The 18,864-nt window shown below is 35.4% G+C and carries 10 protein-coding genes; 6 read left to right on the forward strand and 4 right to left on the reverse strand.

Features of this window, described 5'->3' with window-relative positions; all coding sequences use genetic code 11:
• Position 1 precedes the first annotated feature (1 nt).
• From AC4FQ3_RS04050 to AC4FQ3_RS04075, 6 genes are all read left to right on the forward strand, one after another.
• Complete coding sequence (locus AC4FQ3_RS04050; RefSeq protein WP_491180969.1) at positions 2 to 1,480, forward strand: RagB/SusD family nutrient uptake outer membrane protein; 1,479 nt, start codon at positions 2 to 4, stop codon at positions 1,478 to 1,480.
• Positions 1,467 to 2,930, forward strand: a complete 1,464-nt coding sequence (locus AC4FQ3_RS04055; RefSeq protein ID WP_491180970.1) for a hypothetical protein — start codon at positions 1,467 to 1,469, stop codon at positions 2,928 to 2,930. The genes AC4FQ3_RS04050 and AC4FQ3_RS04055 overlap by 14 nt, the downstream gene beginning before the upstream one ends.
• Positions 2,931 to 3,012: 82 nt before the next feature.
• Positions 3,013 to 4,161: a cytochrome-c peroxidase gene (locus tag AC4FQ3_RS04060; protein WP_491180971.1), complete on the forward strand. Its 1,149-nt coding sequence runs from the start codon at positions 3,013 to 3,015 to the stop codon at positions 4,159 to 4,161.
• A 198-nt stretch (positions 4,162 to 4,359) separates the two neighbouring features.
• A complete protein-coding gene (locus tag AC4FQ3_RS04065) occupies positions 4,360 to 5,010 on the forward strand; it encodes a VOC family protein (RefSeq protein ID WP_491180972.1) in 651 nt (216 codons plus the stop codon).
• A 302-nt stretch (positions 5,011 to 5,312) separates the two neighbouring features.
• On the forward strand, positions 5,313 to 5,930 hold the full coding sequence (locus AC4FQ3_RS04070; protein ID WP_491180973.1) for an outer membrane beta-barrel protein: 618 nt from the start codon (positions 5,313 to 5,315) through the stop codon (positions 5,928 to 5,930).
• A gap of 47 nt (positions 5,931 to 5,977) precedes the next feature.
• Positions 5,978 to 6,451 (forward strand): hypothetical protein, encoded by a 474-nt coding sequence (locus AC4FQ3_RS04075; RefSeq protein WP_042566776.1) that lies wholly within the window; start codon positions 5,978 to 5,980, stop codon positions 6,449 to 6,451.
• A gap of 174 nt (positions 6,452 to 6,625) precedes the next feature.
• Here AC4FQ3_RS04075 and AC4FQ3_RS04080 read toward each other — a convergent pair whose 3' ends face one another.
• The 4 genes from AC4FQ3_RS04080 to AC4FQ3_RS04095 form a co-directional block, all read right to left on the reverse strand.
• On the reverse strand, positions 6,626 to 9,496 hold the full coding sequence (locus AC4FQ3_RS04080) for an RICIN domain-containing protein (protein WP_491180974.1): 2,871 nt from the start codon (positions 9,494 to 9,496) through the stop codon (positions 6,626 to 6,628).
• A 281-nt stretch (positions 9,497 to 9,777) separates the two neighbouring features.
• Complete coding sequence (locus AC4FQ3_RS04085; RefSeq protein ID WP_491180975.1) at positions 9,778 to 11,412, reverse strand: glycosyl hydrolase family 18 protein; 1,635 nt, start codon at positions 11,410 to 11,412, stop codon at positions 9,778 to 9,780.
• Positions 11,413 to 11,545: 133 nt separating this feature from the next.
• Entirely contained in the window at positions 11,546 to 14,212 is a 2,667-nt protein-coding gene (locus AC4FQ3_RS04090; RefSeq protein ID WP_491180976.1) for a beta-1,3-glucanase family protein, read from the reverse strand.
• Positions 14,213 to 14,360: 148 nt separating this feature from the next.
• Complete coding sequence (locus AC4FQ3_RS04095) at positions 14,361 to 18,323, reverse strand: family 16 glycosylhydrolase (RefSeq protein WP_491180977.1); 3,963 nt, start codon at positions 18,321 to 18,323, stop codon at positions 14,361 to 14,363.
• Positions 18,324 to 18,864: the final 541 nt, after the last annotated feature.

Below are 18,864 nucleotides of genomic sequence, written 5' to 3' on the forward strand. Positions count from 1 at the left end.
GATGAAATACTTCAAAAATATAAAGAGCTTTAAGTTTCTTATGCTTTTGGCAACAATTTGTTTGCTGCAAAGCTGTAGTGATTTTTTAGAACAGGAACCAGGAACTCAAATTTCAATTACTGAACAATTAAAAACGAAACAAGGTGTTTTACAGGCTTTAAATGGTATATACGGCGATCTTGAAACTGATGTTAGAGGGGAACGTTTTGCTGTTTACGCAGATTTGCAGGGAGGAAACTTAAAATTTAGCCCATCATTAACAAATGGTTCTCAAGGACAATTTACTATTCCAACTAACATTAAAAATCTGTATTCTTTTGGAGATATTGCTGATGAGTCTAACTTCTCAATTTTTTATGGCGATAGTTATGATATTATCAATCAGGCCAATTTAATTTTAGAATTTACAGATGCTTTAACAGACGCCACTGAAGCTGAAAAAAACCAGATAAAAGCCGAAGCTTTAACAGCAAGAGCATATGTGCACTTTTTATTGAGTGAAATATACAGTCAAAATTATGGTTATACTGATGATGCATCACATTTGGGAATTGTGTATAATACAAAATCTATTACTGAAGGAATTCAATATCCTTCGAGAGAAACTGCTGCAAACACTTATTCTTTAATCATTAAGGATATAACAACAGCTTTAAACCTTTATTCTGACAGTTCACTTTTACAAGGTCCTGTTTATTCCTTTTTTAATACTAAAAATACAAAAGCACTTTTGGCAAGAGTTTATTTGTCTAAAAAAGACTGGAAAAATGCTTATGAAACTGCAAATGATGTAATTGTAAATTCAGGCGTAAGCTTAATGAATTCTGCTGATTATATTACGCAATGGGAACAACCCGATCTTCCTGTTTCAGAAGTTTTATTAGAATTTTCGATTTCAAAAGGTTCAGACGGAACAGCCAGTGGATCATTATCTTCCTATTTTGGTTATACCAGCGATGCCAGTTACTCCAATTATGTCGCGTCAAAAGACTTATTAAGTTTGTATGAAACAACAGATATTAGAAAACAATTGTTTTTAGAAAAGCCATTATCAACATTGGTCAACAATCAACAAATCAAACAAAATTATTATTTCACTAAAAAATTTCAGGGAAATCCGGGATACGTTGCTTTTAGATTGAGCGAACAATATTTAATTCGTGCCGAAGCAGCATTGGAACTAAATAATACTGATCAGGCAAAAAAAGATATTAATACCATAAGAACCCGGGCAAATGCAAGTGAATTAACAGATACTGAAGATTTGAAAGAGGCATTATTCCTTGAACGAAGAAAAGAATTGTGTTTTGAAGGGCATTTGTTTTTTGATATTGCCAGATACAAAAAAGATATTTCCCGTAATGATGGCTGTATATCTCTTAGTTGCAGTTTAACCTATCCGTCGCCAAAATTTATATTGCCTATACCACGAAGCACTATTATTGTTAACCCAAACTTAAAACAAAATGAATCATATTAAAATTATAGCAGTAAGTATCGTTTTAACGTTATTTGCTTCATGTTCAAAAGATGATTACAAATTAGATTCTAAAAACATAGATCCCTTTATCAGGTTTAATTTCCAGACTACAGGCAGTGGTATTCCGTTAGAATATCCAGCAATAAATACTTCATTATTGCCTGCCAGTACATACGATAATAAATCTGTGAAAACTTTAAAAATACCAGTAACACTAACCTCTACAAATTTAAAAAATGCTGTAGAAGCTTCTTTTAGTGTAACAACAACCGGAAGTGAAGATGATTTTACTTTAAATCCTGTTGATAAATTATTATTTGAAGGAACAAAACTTACTGATACCCTTTTTCTTTCTTTTGATAAAAGATGGCAGCCAAATCAAAGTATTACACTAAAACTTAAAGAAACTTCAGATCCGGCAATTCACATTGGTAATTTAAATACCTCAGCGGTAAATGATGTCTTTACAGTAAATTTGGGAGAAATAAGCACGACTTATACTTTTCCTGTAAACCGAATTAATCTTAAAGGAGTTGCCGGAGAAACAGTAGATTTTAAAATCAATTTCCCAAATGGATTCTTGCCATCTGAGATTGAAAATCTTGATATATTTACATTTCTTAATGGTTTTGAATATTCTTTAACACACGATGATTTTGGAGATGACAGAAGCTCAATTACCTATCATTTAACGCTTTTAGAAGATATTCAAAATGATGATGTTCGTTATGAAACTGATATTACTTTAAACAATACAACAAATTACACCGCTACCGGAAATACTATTTTACAAATTATAAAACCAATTAAATCACCAAGAGATGTTCAGGCCAATCCGGCATCTAAATTTTATGATTTATCAAATCAGTTTTACCTGACTTACGGCGAGCATTGGTTTGATAAAAGCGGTACATGTGCCTGGCAGACTTTTAATGCCTTTACGTTTCCTTTAGTAGTAACAAAAGACAACGAAAATGCTATTTTATATAGTGATAAGGGTACAACAAATACGGCTGATGATGTTTATCATGACGCTTTTATAATTGGATTTAATGTTGTAACCGGAACAAACACAACAAATTCATTTGGGTTAAAAAGATTTTTTTCTAACGAAAGTACAGCAGCGCAATATTCTCCCGGATTTAATATTACTTCGGCTCTTGAATTTTTTCCAACAAATGGAAACAGCAAAACCGATGGAAAAGTACTTGTTATTCCGCAATATATAACGATTGGAACTACTAAAGTATCTCATGTTATTGCTATAGCTGGTGAAGGAACTTATAAAGAAATTAGTACCGGTTTGTTTGAAATTTCTTTTGAGTTAAAACTAACCAATGAGGAACTTTTTGGAGGAACGGTTTCTACACAATATAAAATGTATAACAACAAAACATATCCAAAAATAGACCCAATAAACGACGCTTGCCCTAAAGAAGTTACTCTTTAAGTTTTAAATTAAAAAAGTTTCAAGTTTCAGGTTTCACGTTCTGCCGCAACTTGAAACCTGAAACGTGAAACAAAAAATAAATATGAAATTAAAAACCTTAATAATACCTATCGTCCTTCTCTTAAGTTTAACAGCCTACAAAACCGTTGAACAGCCAGATTATATTGATATTACAGAATTAAGAAAACTGTATTCAAGCGGAGATGCTTCGAAATGGCCTGCGGCAGAATTACACGAAAATATCGATAAATCTAAATTTGAGGATATTGGTGTTTTGCCTGCAGTTCCGTATCCGGATTATAATCCGTATTCGAAAGAGAAAGAAGCTTTGGGGAAAATATTGTTTTTTGATCCGAGATTGTCTTTGAGCGGACAAATTGCCTGCGCGTCGTGTCACAATCCGGAATTGGGCTGGACAGATAATTTGACGCGTTCTTTTGGTCATGATCGCCAAACGGGAAAACGAAATTCGATGACGATTTTAAATTCGGCGTATGCCAAAACTTTATTTTGGGACGGCCGAGCTTCCAGCCTTGAAGATCAGGCACAATTTCCGATTGGAGATCCATTGGAAATGAATGAAAAACTAACGATTGCTGTTGATAAAATTGCAAAGATTAAAGGATATAATGCTCTTTTTACAGATGCTTTTGGAGACAAAAAAGTGAATCTGCAAAGAATTCAATATGCCATTGCTACTTTTGAAAGATCGATTAATAGTCCGAAAAGTAAATTTGATAATTTCATTAGCGGAAAATCTGAAGCATTTACAGATGCTCAGGTAAAAGGTCTGCATCTATTTAGAACCAAAGCGCAATGCATTAATTGTCATAACACGCCTTATTTTAGTGGTAATCAATTTCATAATGATGGTCAGACTTTATTCGGGACAAAAAATGAAGATTTCGGAAGATTTAATGTGACCAAAGATGTAAAAGATATTGGCAAATTCAGAACGCCTACACTTCGTGAAGTCGCCAATACAAAACCCTGGATGCATCACGGACATTTTCCGTCTTTATTAGATGTTGTTGAATTGTATAATGGAGGAAATCCCTCTCCTATTCAGAAAAAATATCTAGGAACGGCAAGAGATTCCCTGATTCCAAAAGTAGATCCGGTACTTAAAAAATTAAATTTAAACAAAGAAGAAATCAGCGATTTACTAGCTTTTATCGAAACATTAAGCACACCAACCAGACGTATTATGACGCCAATAATGCCAAAATAAATTATTTGATAAATTGTGAATGCGCCCCAAAGTTCCACAATTTTAAAGCTCGTTTCATTTATATGAAACGGGCTTTTTTTATTTCCGTTAATGCTTTTTCATATCATTTTTTTATAATCTTATCAACGTATATAATCACCTTTTCACGATAATACGAGTGCCGTTTTTTAAATTTGATCTAAAGAAAAAACACCTCACATGAAACTAGAACAAATACAAATTCAGACCAATAATATTCAGGAAACAACTGCATTTTATCAGGACATTCTTGGGCTTTCCATCATAGAAAAAAACTCAAAATGGGTTACAATTCAGACAGGGAATTCTATTTTAAAATTCATAGAAAATTCAACTTTTAATTCTATTTATCATTTTGCTTTTAATATTCCGGAAAATAAACTTGAGGAAGCTATCGAATGGTGTAAAAACAAAGTGGGTTTAATTGTAATTGAAGATCAAAACGTGATCGCCAATTTTGAGGCATGGAATGCCAATGCGGTTTATTTCTATGATAATAATGGCAATTTATTGGAGTTTATTTCCCGATATGATCTTGAAAATGCTTCAACAGAAAATTTCAGTTCTAAATCAATTTTAAACATTAGCGAAATCGGAATCGTAACCGAAAAGCCGTTAGAATTAGGAAATCAATTAATCGAAAAACATGCGTTAGAATTCTTTTCTAAAAATAATAATAGCGAAGTTTTTTCTGCTCTGGGAGATGATGAAGGTTTACTAATTATCGTAAAACCAAACAGAAACTGGTATCCAACGCAAACTCCTTCTCAAAGTAATCCAACAGAAATTAGAATTCAGAATAATGAAAATATTTTCGAATTAATTTTTTAAGCATTCAGATAATTTTATACGAAATATATACACAATGCATATCGTAGAGGCACACAGCAGTGTGTCTACGCAAAGTATATCAACAAGGATAACAAAGTCCGTTTCATTAATTTGAAACGGACTTTGTTATTTTTTATTGAACGAATTTCACTACAATCTTGTTTCATTTTCTAATATGAAACCAAGTTACGGCGTTTAAATACTTTTTCTAAATAACTAAAATTAATTTTGGATTATAATTTTAAAATCCCCTGTTAAGTCTTTAACACGAACTAATTACAAATCAAATTAAAACTAAAATTATGAAAAAGTATAATCTATTATTCGTTATTTTTTTATTTTCATTTTTTGCAAAAGCGCAAACTTCAAACTCATTTCTGCTTAATTTATATGCAGGTTATGCCTTTCAGGATAAAGTAGAATATGATAACTCTTATGCTTATGTAGAAGACGGTTTTGAATATGGTATTGGTTTCGAATATTTTATTGTAGAAAATAGTTCTATCGAATTAAAATACAACAGACTCGATACAAAATTGCCTATATATGGTCCCTTAGGAACTCAGCTTAATGCCGGAGATGATAAAGGTGCATTAAACTATATTTTAGTTGACTACGCACATTATTTTGATATTGGTTCTAACGTGATGCCCTATCTTGGTGCCGGTGCCGGTATTACTTTTCTTGAAACACCTCAAAGCGGAACCGAAAATTATTTTGCCTGGGAAATAAAAGGGGGTGTAAAAATCAAAACTTCTTCGCCTTGGTCTATCAATTTAAATGCTTATTTACAATCTATGTCGGCCTCAGTTGGTACAAGCTATTACTGGACTTATTATGGCCCGGTTGGTGTAACAGATTTTGTAGCAACCTATCAATTTGGTTTAGGAGCAACTTTAAGTTATGATTTCAGTAAATAATTTAATAACCAATCAAATATTTTTCAACTAAAATAAAACTTCAAATTATGAAAAAATTATTTCTATTGTCAGCCCTTCTTATTTCTACTATCTTATTTGCTCAATCTACTGATGATGTGATACTGGTGCAAAGTCTTTACGGAAAATCTAAAGGAGATATTATAAAAGATTATTTGAATTTGGCAGAACCACAAGCTACAGCATTTCAGGCTGTTTACGATAATTATGAAGCCGAGCGCAAAGCTTTGGGTCAGAAAAAAATACAGCTAATAAACGACTACGCCATCAATTATGATAAAATTACCGATGAAAAAGCAGATGAACTGGCAAAAAATAATTTGAAAAACAATGTTGATTTTGAAAAGCTTTTATCTAAAGCTTACGGTAAAGCAAAAAAAGCAATTGGACCAATTAATGCCGCAAAGTTTATTCAGTTAGAGCAATATTTTCAAACTACAATACGATCTGCGGTTCAGGACGAAATTCCGTTTATTGGAGAATTGGAAAAAACGAAAAAATAGTTATGAATTATAAATTATGAATTTTGAGTTAGAGGTAAAAAATCATAAACCATAAAATTAACTCAAAACAATAACTTATAATTACATTATAATAGAAAAGGCTGCCGTTAAAACGGCAGCCTTTTAACTAAAATTACAAGCCATAATTCATAACTCATAATTCATAACTAACTCTTACTTTTTAATGAAACGTTTGATCGTTTTAGTTCCATCTTTCTCAAAAACAATCAGATAAATTCCGTTTCTTAGACCCGAAACATTTAGATTATTGTCGTTGATTTTTTGTGACACAACCAAACTTCCTGTTTGAGAATCTACCACACTTACGTTTCCTCCCACTACATCTGTAGTAAAGAAAAGTATATCTGTAACCGGATTTGGATATACATTTAAAGCAACTGAATTTACCTCATCTTCAACAGTAATAGTTGACGCTACAGGAGTTGCCGCTGCCCCAATTTTTGTAATTCTGATCCAGTTAATGTTCATTCCCGTATTTTGAATATAGATTCCAAAATTGTACGTTCCGGCATTTACGCTAACTGTTTGCGTTACAGTTTGCCAATTTTGCCATCCTCCGGTATTGGGAATATCAACATTTCCTAAAATAATTGTTCCGCCGTTTAAATCAGATGACAATCTGCCACCTGCAACCCCGCTCGCTATTCTGTATTCAATTAAATAAGAACCTGTTGTTGGGAAATTAATATTATTATAGGCCAGCCAATCTCCCGTTTCTGTATAACCAACATTTGAGCCTCCGCCTGTATCAGTTGTAACTTCCGTCTGAATTCCGCTCATTGCAGAATAATCTTCTGCCTGAATTAGGGTTGAAGTTTGCGCAGTTGTTGTTGAAATTAATTTCCATTGTCCGCAAATCTGTCCATTATCCTGCCATTGCTGTACGTTGGCACCATTTGTTGTGCTTGCACCCGCAACCTCAACTAATTTACCGCTATGTCTGGCAATAATTTTATAAAATCCATCTCCGGTAGAAAACAATATAAACTGTTGATTTGTAGTTCCGTTGTACGGATATTGCTCTACATTGGCACCATTGTCTTTATTAAAATTATTTAGATCTAAAGACTGACCGCTATGATTGGCAATAATTTTATACAAACCGTCGCCTAAATGGGTGAACGTAAACTTTTGATTTGTAGCCGAATTTGCAGTTCCCTGAGCCACATTGGCACCATTTGATAAACTTGCATTCCAGACATCCATGTTTAAACTGCTGTTTCTGTTTTGCAAAAAGAAAGTTTGATTTCCTAAAGTGGTAACTCCGTTTGCAAGAATTCTAATCGAACTCACTTTATCATTCCAGGTTGTGTTCAAACAAGAATTATCAGAATTAATTACAGTTGAAGCTCCCGTAAAATTATCGTCCTGATATAAAATTGCCTGAAATCCCTGCGTGATTCTTAATGAAGAAATATCATCATTTAAAATTCCCAAAGAATTTAAACGTGCTAAATTGTAATCACCAATTGTTAATCCGCCAGAAAATCCGGTGTAGTTACAATCTTTATAAGCCGTAATTACATCTGTTGAAGCCGCTATATTTCCTCCCGGCGGAATTGTTCCTGTAACCGTATAACTTCCGATAGAACCATATGCCGAATATCCTCCATAACCAGCACTTCCTGCACCGTTGCCATCAACACCAATAAAGTATTTTCCGGCTGGTAAATTCACATTCATAGCAGCATTTAAAGCAAATGGATCAGAGTTCCAATACGTTCCCATTTCTGCTCCTGCCGAATTATATAAACGAATTAAAAGATGCAGATTTCCATGTCTGGAAACGGTATTGGCATTAATTGACACATTTCCTCCACCTGTTGTAAACGTAAAGAAATCATAATCTGCTTCGCTGGAAATAATTCCGTTTTTTTGGTTGATGGCTCCGCTTGCGTTATAATCTAAAGTGGCTGCAGATGCGGTTGTGTTTCCGTAATCATCTCCTCTGTAACCTACTCCGAATTTATTACTTGCAATAATCGCAACATCATCTTGTTTGTTGTTCGCATAATCGTATTCACCTTTACTCCAGTGAACCACAGGTCTGTAATATCCTGCACCCATAATTGGCGCCCACGAAGTATTGTTTATTCCTATGAAATAATCTTCTGCAGGATTTGTACGGCCGTCGTGACCAAGGTCGAAAGTATGACCAACTTCATGCGCAGAGGCATCTCCACCAGATTTACCCGAGGTAATAAATACCCAGCAAGGCACATCGTTGTCCCAATTGAAGGAACCAATATACGCTACTCCCCCCGCCCCCGGGGCCGCAGTATTGGTTGGAGTTACCACCACACGCATTCTTCTGTTTCTTGGGTATGAGTTAAAAACAGCTTCACTTGTTGTAACATTCACGTTAAAAGGTCTGTAGTCTTCAGCCACCACTTCCCAATGTTCCTGCACGGCTGCATCGCTCATTCCGGATGGCGCTGCGTTGATCGCGTTTCCGTTGTTCCAGAGATTTCCTGCCGGCATATTGTATCCGTCAAAATCTAAAAAAACACAGCCTGCCGCACCAGGTAAACTTTGCAAATTCAACAAGGCCTGAGCAATTTGTGCTGCGGCTGTTTTACTTGTTATTTGAGTTTTTTCTGGAACATTTTCATAGTTCACACAAATCAGCGTATTGATATCTACTTTCGATACAAAAGCATTTCCACTGGCGTCAGAATAATATTTGTAAGCTTCTTTTGTTTTCTTTAAAATAATGTGACCTTCCAGCGATTTGTCCATCACTTTGATATAAAAAGAAGATTCAGGAACATTTTTTATTTCACCAATCAAAAATTCACTTGAAGCATTTGATTGTTTGTAATTGATTTTTCCGTTGAAGTTTTTATGCTCCGCCTGAAGTAAAACGGTTTTCTCACCCGTACTTTTTGAGGTAGTACTTGCGAGTCCGTTCTTTAAAGTGTTCATGAATGTTTTACTTGAACCTAAAGAAGTCTGCGCGACGGCAAAACTGCTAAAGGCAATAAAAACAAATAAACTTAACCGAAATCTGTAATTGTTTTTCATATTGTATTTGGGGTTTGGGGTTACTTTTTAAATAGGCTGTGTGTTTTATTTTCACGCAGATTTCAAAAGATTTAAGCAGATAAGCGCAGATATCAAATTTAAATCTGCTTAAATCTGCCAAATCTGCGTGAAATAAAAATCATGTAAATCCTTAAATCTGTGGCAAATATTCTCACACAGATTAGAATAATTTTTAATTTTTGATTCTAAATTTTTAATTTAAAAAAAAGTACTATTCCTTCTTTCAATCAAAAAGAAGAAATAGCACTTTTAATAAATACTTATTTTTTAATAAAACGTCTTATTGTTTGTGTACCTTCTTTTTCAAAAACAATCAAATAAATACCTGATTTTAAAAGAGAAACATCCACAGTATTATTGTTTACTTTTTGTCCTGAAACAACAGCACCTGTTTGAGAATCAATAATACTCACATTTGCGTTACTTACATCCTGAGTTATAGAAAGTGTATTGTCTACAGAAGTTGGATATATATTTAAAGCCACAAATTCTTCTGAAGTTGCCGAAGAAGCTGATTTTGCTGCCAAAGCTGAACCAGATTTTGTGATTCTGAACCAGTTGATATTCACCCCTGTATTCTGAATATAAATTCCGAAATTATACGTTCCTGCATTTACATTTACGGTTTGAGAAACCGTTTGCCAGTTTTGCCAACCTCCCGTATTCGGAATATTTACAGCACCTAACTGAATAGTTCCTGCACTTAAATCTGATGATATTCTGGCTCCTGAAACGGCACTTGCCACTCTATATTCAATTACATAGTTTCCTGAAGTTGGAAAATTAACATTGAAATACGCCATCCAATCTCCTGTATCTGCGTAACCTACATTTAAACCTCCGCCAGTATCTGTTGTTGCTTCGGTTTGAACACCACTCATAGAAGAGTAATTTTCGGCCTGAATTAAAGTTCCGCCGCCAACTGGTGGCTGACTTCCTGTAATAACCTGATTTACGGCTGTCAATAAAGATTTTGATCCGGTTGCATCTTGCGATAATTCCCAGATCATAACACCACCCGCATTTTGAATCGCGAAAGTAGTTTTTGCTTTGATGGTTGGTATTCCATTATAATAAATGGTATTTCCTACCTGATCCTGATTTTCTGCTCCCGGATATTGTGCTACAATATTCGCAAAAGAAATTCCCTGATTGGCAGAAGCTCCAAAACCATAACCGTAAAACGGAAGTCCAATAATGGCTTTACTTGCCGGTAAACCTCTTCCTGTCCAGTAATTAAACTGGTTTACAGCCATACTGTACGGAGAGTGCTGTCCTGGATTTCCTGGTGCCCAAGGACCTGTTGCGTCGTACGCCATAATGTTGATCCAGTCATAAGCCGCAAAAGTAGATGATGGCACATTGGCACCGCCATATCCTTCTGAAAGTGCTGCTGTAATTTGTTTTCCTCCTGAATGCAATTTATTCGCTAAAGCAATTACAAACCCTCCGTAATCACCGTTAATTGCAGGGCCTTCTAAATCTACATCGACTCCGTCAAAATTATGCGCTATCACATAATCGTAGATTTTTTGGATAAAAGCTGTTCGGTTGGCAGGCGTAATCAAATTAAAATAATTATCACGAATTGCGCCACCTTCAGAAATTGCACCTCCGCCAAGCGAAACAAAAACTTTTACGTTTTGAGCGTGAGCCGCATTAATAATTGTGTTTGATCCTGAGTTGAAAGTTAAATATCCGTTGGCATCCGGATTTTCAAACGCAATATTTATATGCGTTAATTTGCTGTACTGAATAGTGCTCGAAAATGAATTCAAATCAATCCAGTTGGGAATGTAAGCGATTACTTTTTTTTGGGCTATTGATAAATTAACAACACCCAGAACCAAAATTAAGATCCATTTTAACTGGATCACTTTGTAATTGTTTTTCATAGTAACATTTTTTAATAGATTAATAGATATTTAATTTTCGGGGGAGAAAATATAATTTTAGATTTTAGACTTTAGATTTCAGATTATTATCTAATCTTAACCTAAAGTCTGCCATCTAAAATTTCTTTTAAAACTATTTTTTAATAAAACGTTTTACCGTTCTTTGTCCATCTTTTTCTAAAACAATTAGATAAATTCCTTTTTTAAGTTGAGAAACATCAACGCTGTTATTGCTAACTTTTTGTTTTGAAACTGTATTTCCACTTTGAGCGTCTACAATACTTGCATCTTCACTGCTTACGGCAGTTGTAAAATAAAGTATGTTTTCTGCCGGACTTGGATAAACGTTTAATGCTGTATCTGATGCTTCTTCAATTGTTTCTGTAGAAAGTGTTTTTGCAGCTAAACCAGCACCCACTTTTGTAATTTTAATCCAGTTGATGTTCATTCCCGTATTCTGAATATAGATTCCAAAATTGTATGTTCCTGCATTTACATTTACTGTTTGAGAAACCGTTTGCCAGTTTTGCCATCCTCCCGTATTTGGGATATCAACATTGCCTAAAACAATTGTTCCGCCATTTAAATCAGATGATAATTTACCGCCTGTTACGCCACTTGCTACTCTGTATTCGATTAAATACGAACCTGTTGTAGGGAAATTAATGCTGTTATACGCTAACCAGTCTCCTGTTTCTGTATAACCAACATTAGAACCACCGCCTGTATCCGTTGTTGCTTCCACCTGAATTCCACTCATGGCTGAATAATCTTCGGCCTGAATTAAAACAGACGTTTGTGAAGATGTTGCCGGAACCAGTTTCCATTGTGCGCAAGTTTGTCCGTTATCCTGCCATTGCTGAACATTGGCACCATTTGTAGTACTTGCACCTGCCACTTCTATTAATTTACCGCTGTGTCTGGCTACAATTTTATAAAATCCGTCACCAGTAGCAACCAATACAAATTGCTGATTTGGTGTAGCATTGTATGGATATTGCTCTACATTGGCACCATTATCTTTATTAAAATTATTTACATCTAAAGATTGTCCGCTGTGGTTGGCAATAATTTTATACAAGCCATCACCTAAATGCGTGAATGTAAATTTCTGATTGTTTGCTGAGTTTGGAGTTCCCTGCGCTACATTTGCAGCGTTTGCGGTACTTGCGTTCCAAACATCCATATTCAGGTTACTGTTTCTGTTTTGTAAATAGAAAGTCTGATTTCCTAAAGTCGTAACTCCATTTGCTAAGATTCTGATCGAAGTCACTTTGTCATTCCAGGTTGTGTTCAAACAAGTATTATCAGAAGTAATTACGGTTGAAGTTCCTGTAAAATTATCATCCTGAAACAAAATTGCCTGAAATCCTTTTGCTACTTTAAGTGAAGAAATATCATCGTTTAAAATACCCAGAGTATTTAAACGAGCCAAATTGTAATCTCCAATCGTTAATCCTCCTGAAAAACCTGTGTAGTTACAATCTTTATAAACCGTAATCACATCTGTTGTAGCAGGAACCGAAGGAACTGTTCCGGCATATCCTCCAAAAACAGCAATTACTTTTGTTGGCTGTGGTGTATGAAGAGATGGCGACTGATCGGCTACATCATCATAAGCAAAACCGTAAGCCAGATTATCAATGCTGATTCCTGGTAAATGCCAGAATTTAGAATAATGATTGGTTGGGTTTACCTGATAAAATTTTGATGCATCGTACCAGTTTTGCTGACCCGGATTTGGCGTTGTGGTATTTACAACATGTCTGTTTATTGCTGCTGTTAATTGTGCCTGAATAACAAGATCCAGATCTCCGTCAACCAATCTTCTGTCCAGAACGCCTTTTCCTTCAAGTGCTTCCTGAGTCGTTGGGCGATTTTGAACACGTCCAGTGCGACCAACAAATCCACCGGACTGCCCCACCATTTCCAGTTGTTCGCCAATAACTCTTCCCTTGAAAACTCCCGCATCTCCGGCATAAAATATTAAATCTTCGTTTTTATATTTGTTCCAGATGGCATCAATATAAGATTTTAAATAATTAGCCTGAGGTCCTACAGTAGTCCCTCCTGTTCCATCTGCAAAAGCAGGCGTTTTTGATGGCGCTGTAATTTCTCCTGTGGCGTCATTTACACAACCCTGAAATTCTGATGGTACATTGGCTTTAAAAGCAGCTACGATATCAGCATGTTTTTTTAATTCACCCACTTTTTTCTGATATCCGTTTGCACCAAATAATTCCAGTCCCATTGGGTATTTATATGAATCCACACGTGAAGGATTTCCGAAGAAACCATATTGATTATTTGTCAACTCAATAATTTCATATAAAATTCCCTGATTTGGATCTGTAACATTCAAAGGGTTTGGTGAAGTATATCCAGATGGCGCACCATTGGCACCAAAAAAATAGAAATACAATTGCTGTCCTTTTGCAATAAAAACTCTACAGCCCGCGATTAAAGGCAATGTGAAAGTTTTGTTTGGAATCTCACTTAACTTGGTAAAACAAGCCGCATATTTTGAGTTTTGTCCCGGGCCTGTATTCCCGCCAATTGTTGGTCCTGTAACAGTATTATAAGACGGACTCATTGGCAATACCTGACTTGTTTTGGCATTGACCCAAACGTGGTTTCCGGTTGTATAATCGATACCTACGATGGCAACGTATAATTCGCTGTCATTAAATGTAGAACTATTTGTAATTGTAAATGGTATGGCGCCCTGGCCGTACATAAGGTTTGAAAACACCAGAAACAGTGCTGCCAAAGATGATATTCTAAGTTTAATTTTATTCATATCTAAATTATTTTGGGGTTACTTAAATAGTTTTCAAATCAAAAAATTATGTCCGTCAAGTGTATTGTTTGGTGCTATCCTTTAAATTTAAATTCCTATTTAATTAGGCAATATTCTTTAAAATCACTTTACACCCAACGGATTATAATTATTGCTTAAGTAGTTTTTTAGTCCAGCTTTTTTGATCTGATTTAATATTCAGAATGTAAATTCCTCTTGTTAATCTGCTAATATCAATTACGCTTTCCTGTGTATCAGCATCTACTTTTGTTTGTATTAAGGCTGTTCCTGAATTATCATAAATCGTAATCACTTTATGATCTAATTTTTCAGGTAATGAAACCTGAATATAACTGCTTGCAGGATTTGGATACATTACAAAATCTGTATTGGTAACTTCGGCTTCCTCCACAACATTTGCTATTTTAGCTGATGATGCAGATCCGTAAGCTTCAATTTCAAACAATGAATATCCGTACGGAGCCAGCGCTTTTGCAGTACATAAAATTCTCAGGTATCTTCCTGTTCCGCTTACCGCTAAATCATCTGTTCCGCCATCACTTGCCGTTTGAGTATTTATGGTTTCGTTTTCTGTGAAAACATTATCTGTAGAAAGTTGTATTTTGTATTGGGTTGCAAAAGCCGCTTCCCATTTTAAAACCACACGATTAATGTTGTAATTAGATCCTAAATCAACATAAATCCATTCGCTTGCATTGGCAAAACTACTCGCCCATCTTGTGGCTGCTGCGTCACCGTCTGTGGCTTTCGCCGAAGAATAAGTAGCGTTTTCTTCTGTTGAAGCTATTGCAGTTTTGGCTAGAGCCAAATTGACATTATTATTTGGAGGTGTAATATTTCGAACAATTACGTCGCTGAAAACTCCTGTTGCCAAAGTTTCATTTGCATGGGAAGTCACGGCCATTCCCACATAAATCGTGTTCGCCATTGCAATCGTTCTTGGTGTTCCAAGTTGTGTCCAGGTAGTTCCGTTATCCGATGAATAAGATGTAAATACATTTCCTGAACGAACAATGCGAAGCCATTTTGGAGTGGTTCCCGCCGCTCCCTGTTGAATTGTTGCTACAGAAACTGCATCTCTTGATAAAAACTCTACTCCTGCCGCAGCCGTAATCGTGGTCATAGCGTGTTTAGAAGTTGGCGTAAGTGTTTCTCTAAACATCACTCCTGCTTTTGCATAAGTATTGGTATTGGTCAATGAAGTTACTCTGGAGATAATCTCGGCATCACCAGTTATCGGTTGATATACATATTGAAACTGATCGCTAGATTCCCAAATATCAGTTCCCGAACCTTTTATGGTGAAAGTTCCGCTGGCGTGCGTTGCTTCTCCTGCCGGAGTTACAGCGCCTAAATCTGTACTCACCCACGGTGCAGGTAAAGTTGCCGGAGGATTTTCTGTAGAAACTAAATTTAAAGCTCTTAAATTATCAAAATAATAGGTGTTTCCTGAATTTGTTCCAGGTTCAAACAAGAATACAAAACGATTTACATCGCTGTCTAATGTAGAAGCGTCCGGAGTACTTGCATATGTGAAAGTTACGGTATGCCATGCATTGCTTTGTTTTACAACACCTTGGTAAATGCTATGTCTTCCCGCAGGATAATTGGACGGAATTGAAGCGCTGCTTTCTGCCTGCCATGAAATTATAGATCCAACCGGCGCTGAAGTATACACATCCATCGCAAACTTTTTAGTTCCTGATTTGAAATCTCCAATATTGGTTAAAGTGGTATTGAACGAAAAATTATCATACAATTCAGTTGATTTTCTAACATATCGCCCAACATTTGAAGAGGTATTGATGCCGCTTGCGTTTGGATTTGCAACGTTTGCAGTATAAGTTCCGATGGCATCTCTAAACGTAATATTATGCGTGTTTTGATAATCTTCATAAACAACACCCGGCGTAAAAGTGTCCGGTAATTTGGTTGAACCAATTCTGATATTATCAAAATAATAAGAATCGCTTGTATAAGAACCTGAATTAAATAACAATACCATTTGGTTGATTGCCAAATTTGAAGTTCCTGCATCAGGACTTGAATTATAATAGAAAGTTAGTGTTTCCCATTGATTTTGTTTGGTCGTGATCGCTACATAGTTACTGTTTCTTCCTGTTGGAAAATTCGCAGGAAGCGATGTCGCACTGTTCTCTAAATTCAAACTTACAACTGTACCAATTGGTGCCGAAGTATACACATCAATCATAATTTTATTGGTCTGATTTTTCAATAAACCGGCATCTTCGATAGTGCTTTGTGTGTTGAAAAATAAAACGTCGTATTGTTCGGTTACATTTCGAACATAACGTGCCACATTCGCGGAAGCGTTAACTGAATTTGCACCCGGATTTGCTACTACGGAATAAGTTCCTGTTGTAGTTCCTTTGATAATTTTATTGATTCCGTCATAGTTTTGTAAAACATCAGTCGCAATAATTGGTTTTTCCGGTGCCGCTTTTGTCAGCAGATTATCGAAATAATAGGTCGCTCCCGAATTAGAATTGGATTCAAAAAGAAAAACTATAGTATTGATTGTCAATGCACTTGTATTGGGATCGATTACTTTTTCGAATTCAAATTCGATTGTTTCCCATTTGTTTTGTACCGTTGTCGTTGCTTTGTAACCACTATGTCTTCCTGACGGAAAATTGGTAGCGGTTGTTACCAAACTGTTTTCTAATTGCATGGAAATTTTTGTACCAACCGGCGCCGAAGTATAAATATCAAAAGACATTCTTTTTCTTCCGTATACATAATCATTTGCATTGCTGATTACGACGTTTTTAATATTCAAAACATCATATAATTCAGATGAGTTACGAACATATTTCCCCACCAAAGCAGAGGTATTTATTCCTGTTGCCGATGGGTTTGCTGTAGCTTCTGTTAGAACTCCCGTTTTAAGACCATAAACTATATTTCGATTCGATTGAAAATCTTCATGGATTTTTTCTACAGGCAAAACTGCTTCTGTTGTTACGGCCAGTTTATAAGTACTTGAAGTACATCCTGAAACTGTTGTAGCTACGGCAACATCTCCTCCTGATGTTCCCCAGTTAACCGTAATAGTATTTGTTCCTTGTCCCGATGTAATACTGGCACCTGCAGGAACTGTCCAGTTGTAAGTGGCACCGGCAATTGCATTTAAAGAATATGTTTTATTAGTTTCGTTTTGATACACTTTTGCATCACCAACTACGCCGTAATTAAAACTTCCGCTGTAAACACGAACATAATCGACTTGTAATTTTGCTGGAAAATCTGCTGGAATTGGCTCAACTCCTGCTCCGTTTACACTGGTATAAGGCGTTCCTAAACTACCAACAGCCAGATTTAGAATAATATAAAACTGTTGCTCATTAAAAGGCCAGCCTCCGTTTACTGTAGTATTTGGAGTAGCGGTATGAAATAAATTACCATCAATAAACCATTTGATAATATTTGGTCCCCATTCTACAGCATAAACGTGAAATTCATTAGATAAATCTGTTGGTGATGTATAACTTCTTCCTGTATAATGGTATCCGCCTCCATCATAATGAATGGTTCCATCTATTGATTTTGGGTTTCTGTGTTTGGCTTCCATAATATCAATTTCACCGGTATAAGGCCAGTTTGCTGTACCTGCCGGTAACATCCAAAACGCAGGCCATGCACCCATTCCTGATGATAATTTCATACGGGCTTCTATTCTTCCGTACTTTATGGCATACTTTCCTTCAGTAGTTAATTTGGCTGAAGAATACGGTTGTTGCGGAAATGAAGCACTTGGTTCGTATTTGGCCTGAATATTCAAATAACTATCTGTACCTTCTTTAACAATTGTCGCCTGGTTTGGATCATAACGCTGAGCTTCTGCATTTCCAAATCCGCAAAGCGATGGACAGCCGTTTCCGGAAATACTTTGCCATTTTGTTAAATCTACTGTGGTTCCGTTAAACTCATCAGCCCAGACTAAAGTGTTGCATTGTGCCTGAAGTTTTAAAAAAGGTGTAAGAAAAAATAGTATTAGAATAATACACCTTTTTAAAAAATAGTAATTGCTTCCCGGTGGTCGGCCGAAAGAAAAGTCTTTTTGTTTCATTTTTTTTAGTTTTTTGTTAGTAAAGCTCATTAACAAAATAAATCTTCTATTTTTTAAAAAACAGTTCTATATTGTATTAATAAGATGACAATATTAACAAATAAACTACCGAAGATGTCAATTTTGAGGTACGGTTTGACTACGGTGTTTGTAAAAAAATGTAATAATCAGCTTTCAAAAACCGTAAAACTACTTAGGATTTTACTGATAGTGAAAAATTGCTCATGTACTGGTTTTAAGCACATAAGCATGAATTTTATTTTGTAAGAATGTGCAATAAATGTTTGTCAAAGATTAAAAGGATTTAAAAAGATTTTATTTCACGCAGATTCTGCAGATTTGAGCAGATTTAAATTTGGATAATGATCTGCGCGCATCTGCTTAAATCTTTTTAAAATCTGTGTGAAATAATTTTAAACACATAGAAACATAGATTTCTATATCAAAAAGAATGCAGAAAAGAAACTAGTTTCCTTCACATAGCTATGTACATTAAAAAAAGTGAAACGCCTTTAACCGTTTTTATTAAATTATAAAATCT

The sequence above is a fragment of the Flavobacterium sp. AK-345 genome, from assembly GCF_058310175.1.

Bases quoted from the DNA above. Each gene is read 5' to 3' on its own strand.
- AC4FQ3_RS04050 (WP_491180969.1), top strand. From the start codon at position 2: ATGAAATACTTCAAAAATATAAAGAGCTTTAAGTTTCTTATGCTTTTG.
- AC4FQ3_RS04055 (WP_491180970.1), top strand. From the start codon at position 1,467: ATGAATCATATTAAAATTATAGCAGTAAGTATCGTTTTAACGTTATTT.
- AC4FQ3_RS04060 (WP_491180971.1), top strand. From the start codon at position 3,013: ATGAAATTAAAAACCTTAATAATACCTATCGTCCTTCTCTTAAGTTTA.
- AC4FQ3_RS04065 (WP_491180972.1), top strand. From the start codon at position 4,360: ATGAAACTAGAACAAATACAAATTCAGACCAATAATATTCAGGAAACA.
- AC4FQ3_RS04070 (WP_491180973.1), top strand. From the start codon at position 5,313: ATGAAAAAGTATAATCTATTATTCGTTATTTTTTTATTTTCATTTTTT.
- AC4FQ3_RS04075 (WP_042566776.1), top strand. From the start codon at position 5,978: ATGAAAAAATTATTTCTATTGTCAGCCCTTCTTATTTCTACTATCTTA.
- AC4FQ3_RS04080 (WP_491180974.1), bottom strand. From the start codon at position 9,496: ATGAAAAACAATTACAGATTTCGGTTAAGTTTATTTGTTTTTATTGCC.
- AC4FQ3_RS04085 (WP_491180975.1), bottom strand. From the start codon at position 11,412: ATGAAAAACAATTACAAAGTGATCCAGTTAAAATGGATCTTAATTTTG.
- AC4FQ3_RS04090 (WP_491180976.1), bottom strand. From the start codon at position 14,212: ATGAATAAAATTAAACTTAGAATATCATCTTTGGCAGCACTGTTTCTG.
- AC4FQ3_RS04095 (WP_491180977.1), bottom strand. From the start codon at position 18,323: ATGAAACAAAAAGACTTTTCTTTCGGCCGACCACCGGGAAGCAATTAC.